Source organism: Mahella australiensis 50-1 BON, assembly GCF_000213255.1.
Classification (GTDB): Bacteria; Bacillota; Clostridia; order Mahellales; family Mahellaceae; genus Mahella; species Mahella australiensis.
In genome coordinates this window covers 529823-551545 of sequence record NC_015520.1, presented here as the reverse complement: position 1 = coordinate 551545, position 21723 = coordinate 529823, and the positions used below count along the sequence as shown (strand labels likewise).

At 41.3% G+C, this 21723-nt stretch carries 19 protein-coding genes; 9 read left to right on the top strand and 10 right to left on the bottom strand.

All coding sequences use genetic code 11. From position 1 onward, the window contains the following. Positions 1-36: 36 nt before the first annotated feature. The 8 genes from MAHAU_RS02485 (at position 37) to MAHAU_RS02455 (ending at position 6048) form a co-directional block, all read left to right on the top strand. A complete protein-coding gene (locus MAHAU_RS02485; RefSeq protein WP_013780143.1) occupies positions 37-528 on the top strand; it encodes a hypothetical protein in 492 nt (163 codons plus the stop codon). A gap of 4 nt (positions 529-532) precedes the next feature. Beyond that, positions 533-1153, top strand: a complete 621-nt coding sequence (locus MAHAU_RS02480) for an accessory gene regulator ArgB-like protein (protein ID WP_013780142.1) — start codon at positions 533-535, stop codon at positions 1151-1153. A 29-nt stretch (positions 1154-1182) separates the two neighbouring features. Next, on the top strand, positions 1183-1320 hold the full coding sequence (locus MAHAU_RS15500; protein WP_013780141.1) for a cyclic lactone autoinducer peptide: 138 nt from the start codon (positions 1183-1185) through the stop codon (positions 1318-1320). Between the two features lie 138 nt (positions 1321-1458). Beyond that, positions 1459-2655 (top strand): ABC transporter substrate-binding protein, encoded by a 1197-nt coding sequence (locus tag MAHAU_RS02475; RefSeq protein WP_013780140.1) that lies wholly within the window; start codon positions 1459-1461, stop codon positions 2653-2655. Positions 2656-2739: 84 nt separating this feature from the next. Beyond that, positions 2740-3624, top strand: a complete 885-nt coding sequence (locus tag MAHAU_RS02470) for a branched-chain amino acid ABC transporter permease (RefSeq protein WP_013780139.1) — start codon at positions 2740-2742, stop codon at positions 3622-3624. A gap of 3 nt (positions 3625-3627) precedes the next feature. Further along, complete coding sequence (locus MAHAU_RS02465) at positions 3628-4584, top strand: branched-chain amino acid ABC transporter permease (RefSeq protein WP_013780138.1); 957 nt, start codon at positions 3628-3630, stop codon at positions 4582-4584. Continuing rightward, on the top strand, positions 4559-5332 hold the full coding sequence (locus MAHAU_RS02460; RefSeq protein WP_013780137.1) for an ABC transporter ATP-binding protein: 774 nt from the start codon (positions 4559-4561) through the stop codon (positions 5330-5332). Before MAHAU_RS02465 ends, MAHAU_RS02460 begins: the two co-directional genes overlap by 26 nt. An 11-nt stretch (positions 5333-5343) precedes the next feature. Beyond that, a complete protein-coding gene (locus MAHAU_RS02455) occupies positions 5344-6048 on the top strand; it encodes an ABC transporter ATP-binding protein (RefSeq protein ID WP_041644270.1) in 705 nt (234 codons plus the stop codon). Here the strand turns inward: MAHAU_RS02455 and MAHAU_RS02450 are convergent. The 3 genes from MAHAU_RS02450 to MAHAU_RS02440 are packed head-to-tail and all read right to left on the bottom strand — an operon-like array spanning position 5996 to position 8319. After that, entirely contained in the window at positions 5996-6523 is a 528-nt protein-coding gene (locus MAHAU_RS02450) for a hypothetical protein (protein WP_013780135.1), read from the bottom strand. The genes MAHAU_RS02455 and MAHAU_RS02450 overlap by 53 nt on opposite strands. Beyond that, positions 6520-7458, bottom strand: a complete 939-nt coding sequence (locus tag MAHAU_RS02445) for an L-lactate dehydrogenase (RefSeq protein WP_013780134.1) — start codon at positions 7456-7458, stop codon at positions 6520-6522. Before MAHAU_RS02445 ends, MAHAU_RS02450 begins: the two co-directional genes overlap by 4 nt. A gap of 15 nt (positions 7459-7473) precedes the next feature. Further along, positions 7474-8319, bottom strand: a complete 846-nt coding sequence (locus MAHAU_RS02440; RefSeq protein WP_281004399.1) for a DUF5685 family protein — start codon at positions 8317-8319, stop codon at positions 7474-7476. A gap of 306 nt (positions 8320-8625) precedes the next feature. On the opposite strand from MAHAU_RS02440, the gene MAHAU_RS02435 reads away from it, so the two are divergent. Further along, complete coding sequence (locus tag MAHAU_RS02435; RefSeq protein WP_013780132.1) at positions 8626-9288, top strand: peroxiredoxin; 663 nt, start codon at positions 8626-8628, stop codon at positions 9286-9288. An 82-nt stretch (positions 9289-9370) separates the two neighbouring features. On the opposite strand, the gene MAHAU_RS02430 is transcribed toward MAHAU_RS02435, so the two are convergent. The 7 genes from MAHAU_RS02430 to MAHAU_RS02400 form a co-directional block, all read right to left on the bottom strand. Beyond that, positions 9371-11767, bottom strand: coding sequence for a Lon protease family protein (locus MAHAU_RS02430; RefSeq protein WP_013780131.1), 2397 nt, complete (start codon positions 11765-11767; stop codon positions 9371-9373). Between the two features lie 24 nt (positions 11768-11791). Then, positions 11792-13879, bottom strand: a complete 2088-nt coding sequence (locus tag MAHAU_RS02425) for an AMP-binding protein (RefSeq protein WP_013780130.1) — start codon at positions 13877-13879, stop codon at positions 11792-11794. A gap of 141 nt (positions 13880-14020) precedes the next feature. Next, positions 14021-15604 (bottom strand): extracellular solute-binding protein, encoded by a 1584-nt coding sequence (locus MAHAU_RS02420; RefSeq protein ID WP_013780129.1) that lies wholly within the window; start codon positions 15602-15604, stop codon positions 14021-14023. 46 nt (positions 15605-15650) lie between these two features. Continuing rightward, the gene (locus MAHAU_RS02415; RefSeq protein ID WP_013780128.1) at positions 15651-16526 is read right to left on the bottom strand and encodes a carbohydrate ABC transporter permease; all 876 of its coding nucleotides are present in this window, start codon (positions 16524-16526) and stop codon (positions 15651-15653) included. Positions 16527-16541: 15 nt separating this feature from the next. Next, complete coding sequence (locus MAHAU_RS02410; protein WP_013780127.1) at positions 16542-17486, bottom strand: ABC transporter permease; 945 nt, start codon at positions 17484-17486, stop codon at positions 16542-16544. A 142-nt stretch (positions 17487-17628) separates the two neighbouring features. Beyond that, positions 17629-19962 (bottom strand): AraC family transcriptional regulator, encoded by a 2334-nt coding sequence (locus MAHAU_RS02405; protein WP_041643789.1) that lies wholly within the window; start codon positions 19960-19962, stop codon positions 17629-17631. Positions 19963-20287: 325 nt separating this feature from the next. Further along, positions 20288-21706 carry a GntP family permease gene (locus MAHAU_RS02400; RefSeq protein ID WP_013780125.1) on the bottom strand — a complete coding sequence of 473 codons (1419 nt, stop codon included), beginning with the start codon at positions 21704-21706 and terminating at the stop codon, positions 20288-20290. Positions 21707-21723: the final 17 nt, after the last annotated feature.

The window sequence follows — 21723 nt, the reverse complement described above, 5'->3', positions numbered from 1 at the left end:
TTGCAACATAATTCGACCGAAAGGAGCAATAATATAGTGAAACTTACGGTATTGAGCATAGCAATAAGGGCCGTGCCGGAGGCCTTTATAATGATATGGGTAGGACTTCGCCTCATGGGCATAAAATTCGACATGAAAAGCCTCATACATGCAGCCCTCCTTCAAGGGATCGTCAATTTCGCTGTGCGTGCTTTTTTGCCTCTAAGTTTCGGGGCACATACCTTAATTTTGCTTTTTTCATATATAGCTATAATATGCCTGCTTTTACATCTTGATCTAAACAAAACCATGAATGTCATTTTTGCAGGATTTATATCTTCCGGCATAGCCGAGCTTATAACCAATCCCCTTATAGAACTTTTCGGTACATCCATGGAAGCATTAGAAAACAGCACGCTGCTCCAGCTGCTATATGGTCTGCCCTCGCTAATGATCATGCTCGCTATAGGATGGTTCGGCGGAAATTATATGGACAAGGTAAGAAAACAGCGTATCATAAAAGATAGGCATATGACGGAGGAAGGATAATAATATGAACGTCGATGATACCGCCAAAAGGATATCATACAGCTTTCAAAAAAACCTGAGGCTGGACGAGCCATCGCGTCAGGTCATACAATACTCACTTACTATGGCGCTAGCTGCTGCATTATCGGCCGGGCTTACGGCTATAACCGGCTGGTTGGTCGGGGCCTTCTGGCCGACCATAGTTGCCGCATCATCGTCAGCCTGGCTCAGGAATTTTTCAGGCGGCGCTCATTGTTCCAGCGCCGGACGCTGCGCCGTAGCGGGTGCTGTATCCGCCCCGCTGCTCGGCCTTACAGCGCTATATGGAGCAAAGATTATGGGCAATTGGAACTATGCACTCATAGCACTGATCACCATTATCTCCTTATATATAATGTTTAAATATGCACCCGATGAGGCCCCGGAAAAGCCCATACCGGCCAGGCGCAAGCCCGTATTGCATAAACGCTCTATGCTATGGGTTATGGCTCTGGGAGCTTCATCCTTGCTCATGACCGCTCACATGCCGTGGCTGGGTGTATCTATAGCTCTGGGCATGCTGTGGCAGTGTTTCACGCTTTTGCCTGCAGGTCATGGCTTTGTAAGTTCTGTAGACAACCTATTAAGCCGTTGGATCAATATATAAGCCGCATCATGATAAAGGAGGTGAGAAATATGAGGCGTAAGATGGTGAAATGGGCATTCTCACTGGCTGCCGCCGCTTTAACGGTATTTGCCAGCATAAATGTGGCATCAGCATGTGTATGGACATGGTATCAGCCGGAGTTGCCCAAGGCGTTGAGGGAAAAGTAATTGTCCCCTACATAGAGGCGGTATATACCGCCTCTATGCATATCCAGCCGCTCGCCTGCCCATCATCATTTCTCAAATTTCCATTTGACAAGGCTTTAGCGCACTGCTATAGTATATCTATACACGAGCAAAGTACAAATGTGTTTTAGAAAGGCATGGTGTTTCATATTGAAACGGCTATTTATATTATTGATGGCCATAATACTGTTAATCCCCATAGCCGCGGGGTGCGGTGCCGATACATCTACGACTGGTTCATCGGGAGGCGATACGATAAAGGTGGGCCTTAACTACGAGCTGTCAAACGATCTTGCACAATACGGCCAGGCATCGGTAGAGGGTATCGAATTGGCGGTAGAGGAGATAAACAAGGCCGGTGGCGTATTGGGCAAAGAAATAGAATTAATCAAACAGGATAACAAGTCCGATCCTGCCGAAGCTACAAATGTGGCAACAAAGTTGGCCAAAGACAAGGTAGTGGCTATACTCGGCCCGGCTACGTCCGGTAATGTCAAAGCTGTAAGGCCGGTTGTAACTGAGAATAAAATACCGCTTATATCCGGCTCGGCCACAGCCGACGACGTAACCGTAACCGAAAATGGCGTGGCCGAATATATATTCCGCACATGCTTCAACGACTCATTTCAGGGCGGCAGCATGGCTAAATTCGCGGTGAACGATCTAAATGCCAAAACCGCTGTCATATATGTGGAAACCACATCGGATTATAGCAAAGGCTTAGCTACAAGCTTTAAGGATGTATTTACATCAAATGGCGGGCAGATATTGGCTGAAGAATATTATCAGGGCAAGGACAAGGATTTTCGCAGCGTGCTGACCAAATTAAAGGGTTATAACGCCGATGTAATATACGTTCCCGGTTATTATAACGAAGTAGGCCTTATCATAAAGCAGGCTCGAGAAATGGGTATAACCGCTCCCATACTGGGCGGCGATGGATTTGACTCAAACGTTGTCCCTCAAGAAGCTGGTGCTGCAGCTTTGACCGATGTTTATTTCACTAACCACTATTCAGCGGATGATACCGATCAAAAAGTCGTAGACTTCCGTAAGGCATTTAATGCCAAATACAATAAAGATCCCAATGCGTTCCATGCATCAGGATACGATGAGATGTATTTCCTGGCCGATGCAATAAAACGCGCCAATTCAACAGACCCTGTAAAAATAAAGGATGCCCTCGCATCTACAAAGGATTTTAAGGCCGTAACCGGTACTTTATCCATAGACGAGAATCATAACCCTGTCAAATCTGTGGTAATAGTACAGTGGAAAGGCGATAAACAAGAATTCGTTACCAGAATTGAGCCTTAACCCAAGAACATAGGCTCATATATCTGCCAAACGGGGGCTAACCTGTTTGGCAGTATTTATATTTATAGGAGAGGTGAGAAAGGCTTGGCAGTACTTTTACAGCAATTATTAAACGGTATATCCTTGGGCAGTATATACGCCTTGCTGGCATTAGGTTATACAATGGTATATGGCATAATAAATCTGATAAACTTTGCTCACGGCGATGTCTATATGATAGGCGCCTATATAGGTTTTATAGCCACGGCGCTATTGGGCCTGGGCTTTATCCCGGCTCTGCTATTGTCGATGGCCATAAGCGCGTTACTCGGCATGGCTATAGAGAAAGTAGCCTACCGTCCCTTAAGAAATTCATCGAGGATAGCCCTCCTTATAACAGCTATAGGTGTGTCGCTGCTGCTCGAGTATACCACAATGTATATAGCCGGACCGGACACGCGTAGTTTCCCTACTGTATTGACTAACCGCCAATACAGCTTCATGAGTGGTCAGGTCAATATAAGCAGCATGCAATTATATATATTAATTATATCTATAATACTTATGATATTATTACAATTCATAGTGCAGCGCACCAAGATAGGCAAGGCCATGCGCGCAGTCTCAATGGATAAAGATGCGGCACAGCTTATGGGTATAAACGTGGACACCACTATATCGGCTACTTTTGCCATAGGCTCAGCTCTCGCCGGTGCTGCCGGCATACTGGTTGGCATATATTATAATTCGATAGACCCACTAATGGGTATAACACCCGGTCTCAAAGCCTTTATAGCAGCGGTATTCGGCGGCATAGGCAGTATACCCGGTGCTATGGTAGGTGGTTTGCTGCTGGGTATGATAGAAACGTTGGTCAGCGGCTATTTAGATTCCAATTACAGGGATGCCGTGGCTTTCGTTATACTTATCATAATATTGCTCATTAAGCCATCCGGCTTGTTGGGTAAAAATACGAGAGAGAAGGTGTGAGCGATGGCCGATAAACGGCGTAATCTAATACGCAATATAGTAACGCTGGCCGCCATATATGCTATAATACAATTGCTGATATCCTTCGATATCATCGATCAGCACCTGCAGTTGAATTTATTTCTCCTATGCATAAACATAATTTTAGCCGTCAGCCTAAACCTCATAACTGGCTTTACCGGTCAATTCTCGCTGGGTCACGCCGGATTTATGGCCATAGGTGCGTACGTATCGGCGGTTATGACGCTCAAACTGCATCTGCCATTTCCGCTAGCCATAGCAACATCGGCTATATCGGCCGCTATAGTCGGTGTGTTGGTAGGCATACCCACACTGAGATTACGGGGCGATTATTTAGCTATAGCCACTCTCGGCCTGAGTGAGATAATAAGGATCATAGCGTTGAATATAGATTATATAGGCGGTGCAAGCGGGCTGGCTGATATACCCAGATACGTCAATTGGCCTTGGATATTCGCCATGACAGCCGGTACCATCATAATAATATACAATTTTATTCATTCATCATATGGCCGAGCCTGCATAGCTATACGCGAGGACGATATAGCAGCCGAATCCATGGGCATAGATATAGCACACTATAAAATACTGGCTTTCACTATAGGAGCCTTTTTCGCCGGAATAGCCGGCTCGTTATATGCGAATTACTTTTATTTCCTTAAGCCAAACGCTTTTGGTTTCATGAAATCCATAGATATACTGGTCATGGTGGTTTTCGGCGGCCTTGGCAGTATTACCGGATCGGTAGTAGGTGCTGCCGCGCTGACTTTGCTATCCATGGTACTGCAGGATTTGCCTACCTTGCGCATGATATTATATGCCTTATTGCTGCTGGTCATAATGTTGTACCGCCCTCAAGGGCTATTGGGTAATGCTGAATTATCATGGAAACTGTTGAAACGAGGTGATAAAGATGCCGCCGCTACTAACAGCAAATGATGTAAGCAAGAATTTTGGCGGGCTGAATGCTATAGCCAACATAAATATAGAAGTTCATCCAGGCGAAATTGTCGGCCTTATAGGGCCTAACGGGGCAGGAAAAACTACTTTATTCAACCTCATTACCGGCGTATATATACCGTCGGGCGGTCAGCTTAAGCTGCACGGCGAGGTGGAAGTAGACCTGGCTAAGGCCTCCCCGCATGAGATAGCCGGTATGGGCATAGCCCGGACATTCCAAAATATACGCTTATTCAAGGAAATGACGGTGTTGGATAATGTCATGCTGGCTTATCACGTGCATATAGATTACAGCCTATGGGATGCAATATTCCATACGCCTTCTTATATGAAAAGCGAGGCCGAATTAAGGCGCAAAGCTGTTGAATTGCTGAACATATTCGATATGGCTAATAAAAAGGATATACCAGCTAAAAATCTGCCATATGGCCAACAGCGCCGCCTGGAGATAGCACGTGCGCTGGCATTACAGCCGAAGCTGCTGCTGCTGGATGAACCGGCTGCCGGTATGAATCCACAGGAAACCGCTGATCTTATGAAGCTTATAATGTGGATAAAAGATAGGTTTAACCTTACCATATTGCTTATCGAGCACGACATGTCGGTGGTTATGGGTATATGCCAACGCATATATGTATTGGATTACGGCAAGTTGATAGCTGAAGGAACGCCAGATGAGATAAAAAATAATCCACAGGTTATAAAAGCCTATTTGGGGGAGGATTAAACATGGCTGCTATGCTTGAATTAAACGATATACATGTATTCTATGGTGCGATACATGCTATACAGGGCATATCGCTTACCGTAAGAGAAGGTGAAATAGTTTCACTTATAGGAGCCAACGGTGCCGGAAAATCCACCACATTGAATACAATATGCGGCTTGATAAGACCAAAAAACGGGAGCATAACCTTTATGGGTAATGACATCACCCATCTCTCGCCGCCTGATATAGTAAAACTCGGTATAAGCCAGGTTCCGGAGGGACGCCGCATATTCACCAATATGACAGTATTGGAAAATCTCGAACTTGGGGCTTATAAACGCACTGACAAAGATGGCATAAGACAGGATATAGAAGACGTATACAGGCGCTTTCCGCGTTTGAAAGAGCGCCAGCGCCAGATAGCCGGTACGCTCAGCGGCGGCGAACAACAGATGCTAGCCATAGGCAGGGCACTTATGGCACGCCCTAGATTACTGCTCATGGATGAGCCGTCCATGGGGTTGGCACCCATACTGGTCAAAGAAATATTCGAGATAATAAAGGAAATAAACAACGGGGGCACTACAATACTGCTGGTTGAACAAAATGCGCGTATGGCCCTATCGATAGCCAACCGCGCATATGTGCTGGAAACCGGGCATATAGCGCTGGAGGGTCCGGCTAATGAACTGGCCGACAATCCTCAGGTGCAAAAGGCTTACCTTGGCGGATAAGCCGGCTGTCATGTTCTATAAGATGTTCAACCTCAGGTATTGTTATCAGTATCTCCCATGCTCGGAAGCATCGATTTATGAATTCTTTGTTCAATTGCTTTATAGATAAAGGACACTGCCCTATGGGATTTTTTATAAGCATTAATCTTCCACCGCTCATATACGGCATAAGAGGATATGTGCGGCATTGTATAGGTCTGTAGCGTCGTGCCGTACTGTCCTTACCGCATACTTTATCGCATGATGCAAAATACAGATACGGTATATCGCGAGGAATGTTGTATCGCCTTCGCCTGTGTTTTTTCATATGAAACATTTTTGTATGAACCATTCTTTTCTCGCCTGGCAAAAGGTATATACCCCAACCCTCTCTTGCAGTACAGCAAATGCGGCCGCATAATCGGCCGCAATCGCCGCCTTCAATCGGCACATCCATGAGATGATACGCACGTTTATATATCCTCAGCGTGTTCATAACCCGAGCTGCTGGATAGCCTGCCTTATTTTTTCAGCCGACTGTTTTAAGGATGATATTTCTCGCTCATTCAACGGGATCTCCAAGAGTTTAGCTGCCCCATGTTCATTTACAATATTAGGTAAACTTAGGCAAACATCCTTTATACCGTAATAATCTTCTACCAGGGTAGATACTGTGAGCACCGAATTCTCATTTCTCAGGATAGCCTCGGTTATTCTACGTACAGCAAGGCCAACCGCATAATATGTAGCTCCTTTTTTCGATATTATATTATAAGCTGAATCCCTTACTTCTCTGAATATCGCTTCCTTCTCGCTGCCAGCGCATCGCCTTCCGCATTGCAGGCAATATGAATCTATCGGCATACCTGCTATATCAGCCAGGCTCCATACCGGAACTTCGCTATCCCCATGCTCTCCTATTATATAAGCATGTACATTGCGTGCATCTACACCGCAATGACGACTTAAAAGGAAACGAAAACGAGAGCTGTCGAGCACAGTACCAGAACCCAATACCCTGGATGAAGGTAACCCAGAAACTCTCAATGTAAAATACGTCAGCACATCCACTGGATTAGTTACCACTAATATTATAGCTTCTCCCAAATACTTGCTTATTTGAGCCACTATATCCTTAAATATAGAGGCATTCCTTTTGAGCAAGTCCATCCTGCTTTCTCCGGGTTTTTGATTAGCTCCTGCCGATATTATAATAAGCCGTGCATCCTTACAGTCGCTATAATCCCCCGTTCTTATTTGAACCGGCGGCACAAAAAGTATGCCATGGTTTAAATCCATGACCTCTCCCTCGGCTTTATCGCGGTTTACATCAAGCAATACTATTTCCTCAGCCACACCGTTCATCATAAGCGCATATGCCGATGTTGCTCCGACAAATCCCGTTCCTACTATTACCACTTTATCCTTCATATCTTTACCTCCTGCTTAAACTTTCAGTACCTCGCTCATAGATTTATATAACCCAAGATATATGAAATTATCCAATATGGCTTTATTTCGTTTAATATCCAGCAATCTATAGCTTTCTTCCACCCTGCTCAAAGTATATGTCAGATTGAATTCCACCCACTCCCTTATGCCTGCTTTAAATTCTTTTATATCCCGTCCTTCATAATTAAATTGAAGAAGCAAGGGATTATAATTACCTGAAGAAGCATCCTTTTCCACATCGTCATAAGCATCTAAGATATATATCCAGCGCCCGAGATCATAGGCCATATCCTGTAGATGCCGGCATTGTTCGGCCGGCACGTCATTCCATGGATAGGTCAAAATTTCTCTTAAAAGGCCAGCAAATGGCTCGGCCGCCTCATCGACGACACTACATCCAGCTTTCTCTAATACATCCAGTTCGGTTAGCTTATTTGCGATATAACAGCTTTTATCCGGATATTTTGACTTAACTGATTTAAAGCTACGATATAAAACAACAGCTACTGTTCTTGCAGGTAATGAATGCTCATTATGCCAATCATCAAGCAATTTATGATACATGAGTATAACATTCATGTCCGCAGTATAATCCACAAAACGGTTGTTTTTAACTATAGGCTTCTTGTGAATCGGATCCACAATGCATCGTTCAGGCGCTATTTCATCCCGTCCCTCATGCAGCGAAGCAAATAACAGCGCAGCAAAAGCAAGGTCATAGCTTACGGTAAAGCGGGAAACCTGACCTAAATTTTTGCCTAGCGCTTTGCATAAGCCACAGTAATATGAGCGAAAATGCTGATATTCTTTTATCTTAAGCTCCGGTTTATCGGGCTTTATATAACCGAACAGGTACGTCTCCTCCTAATTGCAATATTGTGAACATTCTATCCATCTCAGCCATATTCCGGCGTTTGCATGTCTTAGACACACATCACCTTATTGATATGGTCTCTTATATAAAATATTATATCATAATGATGCTCGTATAAAATATTATATCATAATGATGCTCGTATAAAATATTATATCATAATGATGCTCGTATAAAATATAAAATTTTAATACAACATACATACTTGACATTGATAATATATATGATATAATAATGATTATCAAATACAAATAATTTAGGAGGTATGAATTATGGAGAATCTATATACTATGCCACTGTTAGGAGAACCGTTTCCTCACATGGAAGTAAAAACTACTCATGGCGTTAAAAAACTCCCTGAAGATTATAGTGGTAAGTGGTTTATCTTGTTTAGCCATCCCGGCGATTTCACACCTGTGTGTACGACAGAGTTTGTTTCTTTTGCTAAAAACTTCGACAAGTTCCAAGAGCTTAATGTAGACCTAATAGGTTTATCTGTCGATCAAGTATTTTCACACATAAAATGGGCCGAATGGATAGAACAAAATCTGGGCGTAAAAATACCCTTTCCCATAATTGCGGATGAGCTGGGCAATGTAGCTAAAACGTTGGGAATGATCCATGAAAGTAAAGGCACTAATACCGTAAGGGCTGTTTTCATAGTAGATGATAAAGGTATTTTGCGCCTTATGATGTATTACCCCCAAGAAATAGGAAGAAATATCAGTGAAATACTAAGAGCGGTTAAAGCCTTGCAGGTTGGAGATGCCAATAAAGTAGCAATGCCTGCAAATTGGCCAAATAATGAATTGATAGGCGATAAGGTGATAGTACCTATAACGCCTACAGAACAAGCAGTAAAAGAAAGATTGGAAAAAGCTAAAAACAAGGAAATCGAATGCTACGATTGGTGGCTTTGTTATAAAAAGCTATAGCTTGTATTAAGTAATAGGGACCCGCAGGCCTACACCCTTGCGGATCCCTATTATAGTTTTCTATGCTTTAAAGTATCATTCTTTATTCCTTATCATCTTGTTTTATCGACTCCATAAAAGCATCTAGTGCCGCTTTCACCGCATGATGGACTGTGCCTTCTGGATATTCGCCATTTCCATCAATTTCGCCGGCAGGCAATCCTGTTAACAGTTCTATGCCCTCGTCGATGGTCTTTACCGCATATATATGGAACAATCCCTCTTTAACGGCGTCTATCACCTCGTCCTTGAGGTTGATATCCTGCAAATTCCTATAAGGTATCATGACGCCTTGAGTACCAGTCAACCCGCGCGCTTTGCATAATTTATAAAATCCTTCTATTTTGTATGTGGCGCCGCCTATTGGCTGAATTTCACCATGTTGATTAACCGAGCCGGTAACAGCTATATCCTGGCGCAGCGGTATGCCGCTTACAGCTGAAAGCAAAGCATACAATTCGGTGCTGGAAGCCGAGTCACCATCCACCCCACCGTATGACTGCTCAAAGCATATACGCGCAGACATGCTGAGAGGCCTCTTTCTGGCATATTTCTCACCCATATACCCTACTATTATCATAACACCTTTATCATGTATCTTGCCGCTCAGCTTACTCTCGCGCTCTATATTGACTATACCTTCGCGGCCGGCATAGGCTGAAGCGGTAACGCGGCTGGGCTTTCCAAAGGTATAATCGCCCATGTCTATCACCGATAACCCATTTATAGTGCCTACGCGCTTGCCCTCTACGTCGATCATTATCTGATCATCCAGCGTCATTTCCAACATACGCTGCTCGTATTTATCGAAACGACGCTCTTTCTCCTCGATAGCCTGTTTTACATGCTGTCCGGTTATCACATCACCGCCGTCAAGTTTAGCCCATAGATTGGCTTCGTGCAATACCTCAGTTATTTCATTAAACCTGGTAGAGAGTTTTTTCTGACTTTCAGCCATGCGTGAGCTGAATTCCAATATGCGAGCCACTGCACTGCGATCAAATGGCCTGAAATTATGCTGTTTTCCATACGAGCTTATAAAATCGGCCATACGTAGCGCATTAAAGTCCTCCAGTGGCATATCGGCATCAAAATCGACCAAGACTTTAAAATACTTTTCAAAATCCTCATCGTAAATATAAAGCATCTGATATATAAGAGGATTGCCTATTATAACTATCTTAACTGAACACGGTATGGGCTCCGGCCGCATAGAACTCATTGACACTAGGCCTAACCTGTCTTGAGGGCTTTCTATGGCTATCTCATCGGTTTTGAGCATCCTCTTTATGCCATCCCATACCAAAGGAAGAGACAGTACGTCTTTAGCATCCACTATAAGATAGCCACCGTTGGCTTTATGGAGCGCACCGGCTTTTATATGCATAAAATCAGTAACCGCCACACCAAATTCGCTGACGTATTCCATTGCTCCCATTACGTTATTATACGTGGGATTAAACTCTGCCACTACTGGAGCTCCATTGGTCTTGCTGTTATCCACTAGAAGATTTACGCGGAAGCGAACAAAATAATCACCGCGCCTTCTTTTCATAAAAGCTGCATACATATCGTCCTTATCGCTAGCATTAACAGGCTGTAAAAACTCCTGCAGGTTATTGAGCATTTCTTCCTGCATATCCTCTATGTACTTCAATACCTTAGGATATTCGCTGTAAGTATCTTTAAGATCGTCTATGACATGGCCTATGGCAAATAAGCCTACCTGCTTATTTAATTGATCCAGCTCTTCGCGATATTGTTTTTCCATCATCTGCATGCGCTTCAAAGTATCAGCTATTATTATTTGCAATTCTCCCAGTCTATCCTCTATCTCATGTCGGGCCTCGTCGCTCAGAGCTTCAAACTCCTCCTGACTCATCTTGCGCCCTTCTATAAGCGGTATGGTTACAACACCAGCCGGCCCCATCTCGATGGCAAAACCGCGGCGCCGCGCTATTTCGTTTAATTCCTCAATTGCTTTAACGCGCATATCCTGATATTTTTTGGTTATCGTGTTTTTCTGCTCATCGTATTCGTCGCTTTCAAATGCTCTAGGTATCTGAACCCTCAAACGTTCTATAACATCATCCACATCTTTCTTAAATTTAGCGCCTACCCCAGCTTTAAAACTCAATGCTATCGGACGCGTCGGATTATCAAAGTTAAAAACGTAGCACCAATCCTTAGGCGTCGGTTTGTCCTTTGCAGCTTCGTTAACAGCATACATGGCATAACTCGTACGGCCGGTGCCCGTTAAACCTGATATGTAAATGTTGTAGTTTTTGCTATCCATCTGAAGTCCAAATTCCATGGCCCTCTCCGCGCGCTCCTGCCCTATAATGCCCTCTCTTGGCTCCAGTTCGTCCGTCGTATTAAAAGAAAACATAGACGGATCAATAGTCTTTTTCAATTGCTCTGGCTTTAATTCGTAAGCCATGATACTCCCCCTTTAATGTTTAATTTATGAAACCGACGCATCCATCGGATTATGCTTATTATATTCCATAGCCTTGAGTTCGGCCCTTTTTATCTTGCCGCTTATAGTCTTCGGTATATGGTTCACAAACTCGATAGCCCGCGGGTATTTATACGGCGCAGTATTGGCTTTTACAAATTCCTGCAACTCCCTTGTCAACGGCCCTGATGGCTCGTAACCCGGCGCCAATACTACAAATGCCTTAACTATTTCGCCCCTGACATCATCAGGACTGGCTACAACCGCGGCTTCCGCTACAGCAGGATGTTTGAGCAGCTCGCTTTCCACTTCAAATGGCCCTATGCGATATCCCGAACTTATTATAACATCATCGGCCCTTCCTATAAACCAAAAATAACCGTCGTCATCCATATAACCCTTATCGCCGGTCAGATACCAATGGCCTCTGGTACGCTCAGCATTGGCTTTTGGATCTTTCCAATATTCCTTGAATAAACCGGCCGGCCTTACAGGTGTTATATTTACAGCTATATCCCCTTCCTGATCAGGCGGCAGGCGTCTGCCATCCTCATCTACCACCGCTATATCGAATCCAGGCGATGGTATACCCATAGAGCCAGGTTTTATATCCAAGAATGGAAAGTTAGCTATCAGCACCACCGACTCGGATTGACCATAACCATCTCGTATGGTAATGCCAGTAGCCTTCTGCCATTTGCGTATAACCTCAGGATTTAACGGTTCGCCAGCAGCTACGCAATGGCGCAGTTTTGCAAATTTGTACGCTGATAGGTCCTCCTGCACCAGCATGCGATAGGTGGTAGGAGCCGCGCAAAAAGTCGTTATATCATATTGCTCTATAAGTTCCAATACCTTTGTAGGGTTGAATTTACCTCTAAGATCAGGGATAAATACCGATGCTCCGGCATTCCATGGGCCGAATATACTGCTCCACCCAGCCTTGGCCCAGCCTGTATCCGAGAAATTAAAGTGAAGATCTTCAGGTTTTAAATCTATCCACAATTCGCCTGTTATCTTATGTGCTAAAGCATAGGAATGTGCATGCAACGTCATCTTAGGCAATCCTGTAGTACCTGACGTAAAATACATCATAGCTGGATCACTGCTGCGGCTCTTAACCGCCTTAAATGTATCCGGCATATCCTTCATCTCACGTCGATAATCTATCCATCCATCCCTTACCCCATCGGCTAGAATAAGCGTTTTCAGCGTAGGACAGCGGCCTTTTATTTCTTCAAATTTATAAGCATTTTCGCTATCAGTTACCACTGCTTCTATGTGCGCAGCATTTATGCGATACTCTATATCTTCCGGCATTAAAAGCGACGTACCCGGTATAGCTATGACGCCCGCCTTAAAACATGCCAGCATGCATTCCCACCACTGGGGTATGCGCGGCAGCATTATAAAGACATTAGCCCCTTTGCGAACATGATGTTTTTTCAATAGATTAGCAGCTTTATTGGACAAGCGCTTAAAATCAGAAAAGTTATAGCTAAAGTCATTGCCCTCTCTATCCACAAATAACATAGCCTGTTTATCGTTCTCATCGGCCCTGCGATCGATTATATCGCAAGCAAAATTGAAATATTCCGGCACATCAAGCTTAAATTTTGCAAAATATTCCGGATAATCGTGCTTAAAAAGCCGCGACAAGGCCTGGGCCACCTCTTCCAAAAAGGATTTATCCTGTATACCAAAAGCCTTCGGCGTATCGCTGTCTATATCTATTTCGCCTATTAAATAGCCATCCACTTTTATAGGTACCACTATCTCGGACTGTGTCTGCAGACTGCATGCCAAATAATTATCTTCCATACTAACATCATCTACAACCACTGTATGCCCCTTGACCGCTGCTTGGCCGCATATACCCTGCCCTACCTCTATGCGCACATGTTCGGTGGGGCGGCCTCGGTATGGCCCTAAAACCAGAGCCTTGTCCTCCATAAAATAAAAGCCTACCCAATCGTAATAGGGTATCCTGTTATACAGCAATTGCACTACGGCATCGCACACATAATCCCGATCATAACTTGAGGATACGATGCTATGTATATCCTCTAACAATTGTTCAAATACACTGTCCATTATCAGTTATCAGTCCTCCATCATAAACAAACGGTATAACGTTATTATACCACAATTAGGCTAAGTAGGGTTATATATTATGGAGAAAAAACGACCACGATATAAGTTGATTATATCGTGGTCGTTTTCTGTTAACATTCACTATTTATTATAAATAATCTTATATTGTTCGGTCATCTGTTTTATAACCTCATCGCCATGAGAACTTCTCCATTGCTTTACAAAATCATCAAAAGCACTTAGAGGAAGATCACCTGTCACTATCTTAGCATAAGTTTCATCTCTCAAAGTATCCAGCGATGCACCGTATTGTATACGAGCATCACACGTTATGGCATCGCCATCATTCTCTATTATGGGCTGTTTTCTGGCAAACAGCTGTGCTGCCACATGCCTATCGCTCCAGCCAGGGAAAGATGTTATATTAAGTTGCGGTTCAAAAAAGTTCATCACTTCTATCCATTCGCGATCCTTTGTATATTGATTCAAAAACTCTATATCATCCACTCGTTTATCTAATTCCGCTGGCGTATCAGGCGTAGGTTGACCGCTCTTCCATTTCCAATGTACCCCTTCAACCCCATAACGCCCTAGAAGCATACCTTCTGGTGTATGGAAGAAGTCCAGAAACTTCAGCGCACTCTCCACCTTATCTTCCTTCTCAGCCTGCACGGTGATAGAAAACATGCGTCCCAAACGACCAGATGGCATATTACCACTCTTACCGTCCGGTCCTACAGGAGGTGCTATCGGTTCTATTACCGCATCCGGAACCACTCCCTTTAGCTTCACTTCTCTATCCGGTCCATATGTCCACCAACCATTAAATATCCCGACTTTACCGCTATCGATAAGGGCATCCGCCTCCGGCCCTTTTACTACCATCCAATCAGGATTGATCAAGCCTTCTTTATATGCTTTATTCAAAAAACTTAAAGCATCTTTCATTGCCGGATGTATATCGTAAGGCAAAAGTTGTTGTAAAGCATCATCCCAATACCATAGCGTAGGCATTACTCCAAATGCACCATATATAGAATTGAATGCTCCTATACCTGAGCCACCCCAGCCATAAGTATTAGCTTTACCATCACCGTCAGGATCATTTTTCGCAAAAGCTTTCATTACCTCATAATATTCATCTAAAGTCTTGGGTATTTCAAGCTTCAATTTGTTCAACCAATCCTGCCTTACATACACCGTATTTTTATTTTTTATCTTCCACGAAGGTATAGCATACGTTTTATCGCTCCACTTCATAAACGGCCATACATCCTGCGGAACATAAGATACGCTGTTTGGAGCATATTGATTTAGCATCTCATCCAACGCCACTAATGCTCCTTGTTTAGCATATGACTTCATATCAGTAAGATTCCCTCCGGGAAACATCACTATATGGGGCAAATCACCCGATGCCATGGTTATATTGAGCTTCTGCATATATTCCTGTGTGGAAGGCGCAATTATAGTAAGCTTTGTATTAGTACGTTTCTCCACTTCTTTAATTATTATATTATCAGGAGCCGGATTTTCATTAGCTCTGTTCCAAAAAAGCGTTAGTTCGGTGATTTCACCTTGGCTTTTATCGTTGTCTGTTTCTTCTGCTTGTTGAGCAGCGTTATCTTGCGTTTTCTCCCCTGTCTGTTCAGTCGAACAAGCCGTTAGCAATATGCCCGCGACCAAAACAAGCGCCATAAACAACATCAATGTTTTTCTGTACATAGTATAAATTCCTCCTCTAATAATAAATATATTTATTGTCAAGGGTCTACCCCTTTATGGCCCCGATCATAACACCTTGTACAAAGTATCGTTGCAAGAACGGATACAGACATAGCATTGGTATTACCGCAACCATTGTAGTTGCCATTTGCAATGGAAGTTGCGGCGGCAATACCGATGCTCTCTCGGGCATAAGTTCGGTCAATTGGCTCATTAGCAATATCTCCCTTAAAACCACTTGTAATGTATACTTACTACGATCATTTATGTATATTAACGCATCAAAGAACATGTTCCATTTGCCAACAGCATAAAACAAACCCAAGGTTGCTAATACCGGCGTTGATAAGGGTAATACTATGCGAAATAATATAGTAATATCATTGGCTCCGTCTAATTTCGCCGATTCTTCAAGGCTATCGGGTATCCCAGAAAAAAATGTCCTCATAATTATCATGTTATATACTGACATTGCAGATGGTATCATTAACGCCCATAAAGTGTTTATCAATCCGAGTGACCGTATTACGAGATACGTCGGTATCAAACCGCCACCAAACAGCATAGTAAAGAAGAATATCCACATTATCCCATTTCGTCCCGGCAAATATCTTTTTGATAGCGGGTATGCCGTAAATGCCGTAACCAAAAGACTTATAGCTGTTCCTATAATCGTAACTATTCCTGTAATAAGATACGCTCTTGGAACAGGAGAATTTTCATTAAAAACATAACTGTAATATTCAAATGTTATATTAGTAGGCCAAAGTATAACCCCTCCGCGTTTAAGCGTATCGGCATATGGCGTCAATGAAACCGATATGGTATATAATATCGGTACTATCACTATAAGCGAGATTACAACCAATATAACATATATAACAACCTGCGTTATATTATCCTGCCAGCTTTCCCTTTTCACTTCTCTCTCCTCCTATTAAAACAAACTCTCTTGGCCAGCTTTTTTGGCTATATAATTTGTGCCAACCACAAATATTATGTTAATAACAGATTTAAAAAGGCCTACAGCAGTAGAAAAACTATATTGTTGCTGTTCCAAACCCACTCTATAAACAAATGTATCTATAATATCTCCAACCTGCATTACACTAGGGTTGAGCAAAAGGAATACTTGTTCAAAACCTGCATCCATTATACTGCCCATGCGCAATATGAGCATGATAATGATGGTAGGCATCAGGGACGGTAAAGTTATGTGTCTCATACGTTGTAGCCGACTAGCACCATCTATAACAGCCGCTTCATATAGTTGTGGATCTATTCCAGCAAGTGCGGCCATATATATAACCGTACCCCACCCTGACTCCTTCCATATATCCGATAACACCAATATTGTACGAAAGTATTCCGGTCGAGCCATCCAAGTAGTACTTTCCCCTCCAATCATCGTTATTAAACCGTTTATCAACCCGTCCGGAGATAAAAGCGTTACTATAAGACCACCTACTATTACCCAAGATAAAAAATGGGGGAAGTATATGATCGTTTGGACCGTTCTTTTAAAAGAAACATTCCTAACTTCGTTTAACATGAGTGCTATTATTATAGGTAGGGGGAAACCAAACATTATCTTATACAAGCTTATAAGCAGTGTATTGCGCATAAGAGGCCCAAAGTAATTGTCTTGGAAGAAACGATTAAAATTAGCCATTCCTACCCATGGACTATCGTTTATACCTTTGAAAATATTGTAATCCTTAAAAGCTATAATAATGCCGTACATAGGCGCATATTTAAAAACTATTACCCATACAAGGCCAGGTAACAGCAGCAGGTAAAGATACCTATATTTATAAATATTAGCTATAAATGGATTTTGATGTTTAGCAACCATTGTATTAGCAATAGTTATATCATTCATAGTAGCTCTCCTCCTCCGATTATTTGATACTATGAATAATACAACTGCCCAACTTATCAGTAAATAGACTATACAAAATATCATGAATTAACGTATAGACAGATTTATTTATTATAGACCATTACAATAATATAATATAGAATTACACAGGGATGTCATCGGTTTTTTGCTCCAATAGATGATGTCTGTATTGCCCCGGTGTCATACTCTCGCGTCTTTTAAAAGCTCTTATAAACCCGCGAGCCGTATTATAACCCACTTTATCGGCAATATCTTCTATTTTTAGATTTGTTTCCTTTAACATTAATTTCGCCTTCTCCATGCGAACAGTATTTATAAAATCCAATACGGTCTGCCCTCTCATCTCTTTAAATACTTTTTCTAAATAAGCTGGGCTAAGGTACACTTTGCTCGAGAGCTTCTCAACCGATAATTGTTTATCGCTATAATGTTTGTTTATGTATTCCACGCACGAATCAATGAGGACTGCATATCTATTGTTCTGCTTACTTTCTATACACAGGATAGTCTCATCTATAAATTTTATAAGTATATTTTCTATATCCTCCATTAATTGGCATTTTGATAAATCTTCGAATATGTTACCTTTATCCCATATCTCAGTAGCACTAGCTCCAAATCCATATATTAATCTCATCACACTACCTATTAATTGTGCAAATACATAATATACATGATTATGGCTTATCCATTTATAACAGTTTATATGGTTTATAAAGGAATGCACAGCTCTATGGGCAGCCTCTTTATCCATCGCCTTTAAAGCGCTTATTAATTCTTCTTCTTGGTGTTGTGGGTAAGTGTATAAAGGTTTAGCAGCCAAAGCAGTATGCCCAAAATATATTATATTATTTCCCCCTTGTGTTATACGGTATTTTATAGCCTCACAAGCCTGCAAATACATATCATGTATCTGGCTTATATCAGTTGCTGATTTGCTTATACCTATAGTAATACGAAGATTTAGTTGCGTATTCACGATGGCCTTCAGATTTTCTGCGACCCTAAATGCAATATTCAATATATATGGATCATCACAGATACTATCATCATACGATACTATTATACACGCCCATTGATGGGGATAGGTTTTGACAACATTTATTTTGATATTATCATCAGTTAAAATATTGGAATTACATATCTCCGTTATTAAATGTTGGATTTGGAATAGTTGATCGTCAGTATAACGCTGTATAAGTTCTTCATAATCATCCATATCTATAACCAGCATTATCAATTTACTAAATCCTTTAGATATAAAGTCGAGGTTATCGGCTTTTAAATCGTTTATGGCTACATTGCCATGTAATAGGCCTAATATAATCCCTTCTTTAGCATATGATTCAAAATGTTTATTTTCCTCAATTAATAATTCATTGTCTTCAATCACATTGCTAACAAAGTCTTGTATAGCCTTAAATTCTTCAAATCGGCAGTAACTGCCACGACAGCCCTCGTTTTGCCTTATATTTCCATCGATAACTGCACTCATCAACTCTTTTAACGGTGTATATAAACGTTTAGAAAATGTCGACGAAAGTATAACTCCTATAAATAGTGCCAGCAGCGTACTTATAAATATGATATTTCTTATCATATTTTGTGTATCCATCAATGTTTCCATAGGAGTAAACATAATATATATCCAATCCCTATCGTCTTTAAGGTAGGACGTTATATAGTATTTGCCATCTAGATTTGCCTTCTTATAACCGTTAAGAGTTTTGTTTTGTTTGATATCTGTCAAAATCGTTTTGGAATCTATATTTAGGCCTTTAACCGATGATGCCACTATATTTCCATTATCATTCATTATCATTACACCACCGGCGTTTATACCATTTTGATCCAGCATGGTATTTAATTTATTTACGTCTATATTCACTATTACTGCACCATTTTTATATGCGGAGCCTGAAGGCATATAGCGTACATATGATATAACGGCCTTATTTTCGTATCCATTCATCCCTCTAGGCCTGTTGAATTTTCTATTAAAAATCCATTGAATTTCTCCTTGAAAGGATAACTGCTTCATCCATAGCGTATCATAAAAACTCTCCAAGCTCATTTTCCCGTCCGGAGATGTAATAACAGCGTCATTATTTTTATAATAAACATATATAGAGTCAAGGTAGGAATTGGCAACCTTAAGGCTATCTATATTTTGTGATAAACGCTTTAATCCAAAATAATCGTCTGAAAAAGCTCTATAAGAGAAAAAATTCACACCCGGATCGCTTGATAATTGCAATGTTATATTGTCTATGCTCTCAAATGCAACATTCATATTATCAACTACATAATTGAGAGCCTTCATATTGGCACTATATATCTCCTGCATCACTACCTTTGTGGAAAAATAACCGAATATTAACGCTGAGCATATCACACCGATCAACAATATCAACACAAACGAGAGATACATATTGCTATAAAACCTCGTACTCAAATTTTCCCCTCCCTTAAAAAATTCGCAACGAGTTTCTAGTCTTCACAATATCTATTCTATATTATATATTTTACATGATCTAGTGTGGCGTTGCAAGGAATTTATTGCATATATAAGGTAATAAATACCTGTTAAACTTATTATGCGTTTTAAAAGATTGCAGCTACAACTCAGACATTACTATATGATAATCAAAAAATAGTTGATTAACCTCAGCACAAGTTACGAAGAACACATGTTAGAATTCAACACGAGGTTAATCAACTATTAAATTTTATAATATCTTAAAATGATTTATTATAAACAATCATAGAATAATATATTTTTAAAGTAATCCCCCAGCATTTAATATTACAACACAAATTATGCAAACTATGGCTGCCACTATTTCCGGTATAGTAATGTATTTTATACCCTGCTTTGTATTCAAATTGAAAAATTGTGTTATTACCCAAAAACCACTATTGTTGACATGATTGATCGCCATAGTACCGGCCCCTATAGCTAAAGTAGCTGCCAATGGCGATAAGCCCAGTGCTGGCAGCATTGGTAAAACAATAGCTGCGGCAGTCATACCGGCTGTAGTCATTGAACCAACTGCTGTCATCATTATCGTACCTAAAAAGAATGGGATCAATATAGATGGTATATTAAGCCCATCTACAAATCCGCTAAGTTGAGCTACTGCAGGAGCTGACTTAATTATGGTACTTAAAGCGCCTCCCATACCAGTAACAATTAACGCTATTATAGCAACATTTAATCCTCTTACTACCCAACTATTTAACAATACATCCTTGATATTTTCGCTCTCATAATTCACACTCATATCTTTATTGTTTTGAATAACCGCTTTTTTATATTTTAGCCCCAACAACATTGTATATATTACGGCTAAAGAGAGCGCTACTATTTTGTTGCCCAAAAACGCAGAGGCTTCTCTGAAAATATTTCCTTCCGGCAATATCATACCTATAAATGAAGACATTGATATTAATATTACTGGAATAAATATAGGCAGTAATGATTCTAAGGTTCCTGGCAAATTCTCGCCTTTTATGAGTAGGTCGTCAATATCATTCGTATCAGCCGGCTTAATCCCTTTTACAAGTTCGGGATTAGGTTCTATATATTCTTTCTCAGTCCATTTTTTAAGCAATAACCAGGTTGCTATGAAAGCAATAAAGGTAATAACTATACCCCAAAAAATCACCAAACCTAGATCAGCCTTCATCAATATCGCTACCGCCAATATCCCAGGTGTTGGCGGTACAACAGCATGAGTTAGATTTAAACCTAAAGCAGTAAAAGAAGCCATGGTAGACATTGATATCTTTTTCCTGGCTGATAATACAGAAGCTATATTTGAAGTTAATACCGAAGTGATGTCACCAAATACAGGAATAGATACAATATATGCCGTTAGTGCCGGGGCCAATTCAAGATTTTTGCCCCTAAATAGCTTAATGAAAAAATTAGCAATAGACTTTGCTGCACCCGTATCGTGAATACCCATAGCCAATATAGCACCTAGTATAATAGGGATACCGACCCCTTCCAACGTATCCCCAAATCCTTGTGCTATTAATTCCACCGATTTCAATGGTGAAAATCCCATAGCCACACCAATAAAGAAAGCAACAAACAACAGAGAAAGCACAGCATGCACCTTAAATTTTGCTATAAGCAACATTAATGCTATTATTCCTATAGCAAGGACTATAAAAAAAGCTCCTCCAGACATTATAATTTCTCCTTACT

Excerpts from the sequence above, each read along its gene's own strand:
- MAHAU_RS02480 (WP_013780142.1), top strand. The coding sequence starts at position 533 with ATGAACGTCGATGATACCGCCAAAAGGATATCATACAGCTTTCAAAAA.
- MAHAU_RS15500 (WP_013780141.1), top strand. The coding sequence starts at position 1,183 with ATGAGGCGTAAGATGGTGAAATGGGCATTCTCACTGGCTGCCGCCGCT.
- MAHAU_RS02475 (WP_013780140.1), top strand. The coding sequence starts at position 1,459 with ATGTGTTTTAGAAAGGCATGGTGTTTCATATTGAAACGGCTATTTATA.
- MAHAU_RS02465 (WP_013780138.1), top strand. The coding sequence starts at position 3,628 with ATGGCCGATAAACGGCGTAATCTAATACGCAATATAGTAACGCTGGCC.
- MAHAU_RS02460 (WP_013780137.1), top strand. The coding sequence starts at position 4,559 with ATGCCGCCGCTACTAACAGCAAATGATGTAAGCAAGAATTTTGGCGGG.
- MAHAU_RS02455 (WP_041644270.1), top strand. The coding sequence starts at position 5,344 with ATGCTTGAATTAAACGATATACATGTATTCTATGGTGCGATACATGCT.
- MAHAU_RS02450 (WP_013780135.1), bottom strand. The coding sequence starts at position 6,523 with ATGAACACGCTGAGGATATATAAACGTGCGTATCATCTCATGGATGTG.
- MAHAU_RS02445 (WP_013780134.1), bottom strand. The coding sequence starts at position 7,458 with ATGAAGGATAAAGTGGTAATAGTAGGAACGGGATTTGTCGGAGCAACA.
- MAHAU_RS02435 (WP_013780132.1), top strand. The coding sequence starts at position 8,626 with ATGGAGAATCTATATACTATGCCACTGTTAGGAGAACCGTTTCCTCAC.
- MAHAU_RS02430 (WP_013780131.1), bottom strand. The coding sequence starts at position 11,767 with ATGGCTTACGAATTAAAGCCAGAGCAATTGAAAAAGACTATTGATCCG.
- MAHAU_RS02425 (WP_013780130.1), bottom strand. The coding sequence starts at position 13,879 with ATGGACAGTGTATTTGAACAATTGTTAGAGGATATACATAGCATCGTA.
- MAHAU_RS02420 (WP_013780129.1), bottom strand. The coding sequence starts at position 15,604 with ATGTACAGAAAAACATTGATGTTGTTTATGGCGCTTGTTTTGGTCGCG.
- MAHAU_RS02410 (WP_013780127.1), bottom strand. The coding sequence starts at position 17,486 with ATGAATGATATAACTATTGCTAATACAATGGTTGCTAAACATCAAAAT.
- MAHAU_RS02400 (WP_013780125.1), bottom strand. The coding sequence starts at position 21,706 with ATGTCTGGAGGAGCTTTTTTTATAGTCCTTGCTATAGGAATAATAGCA.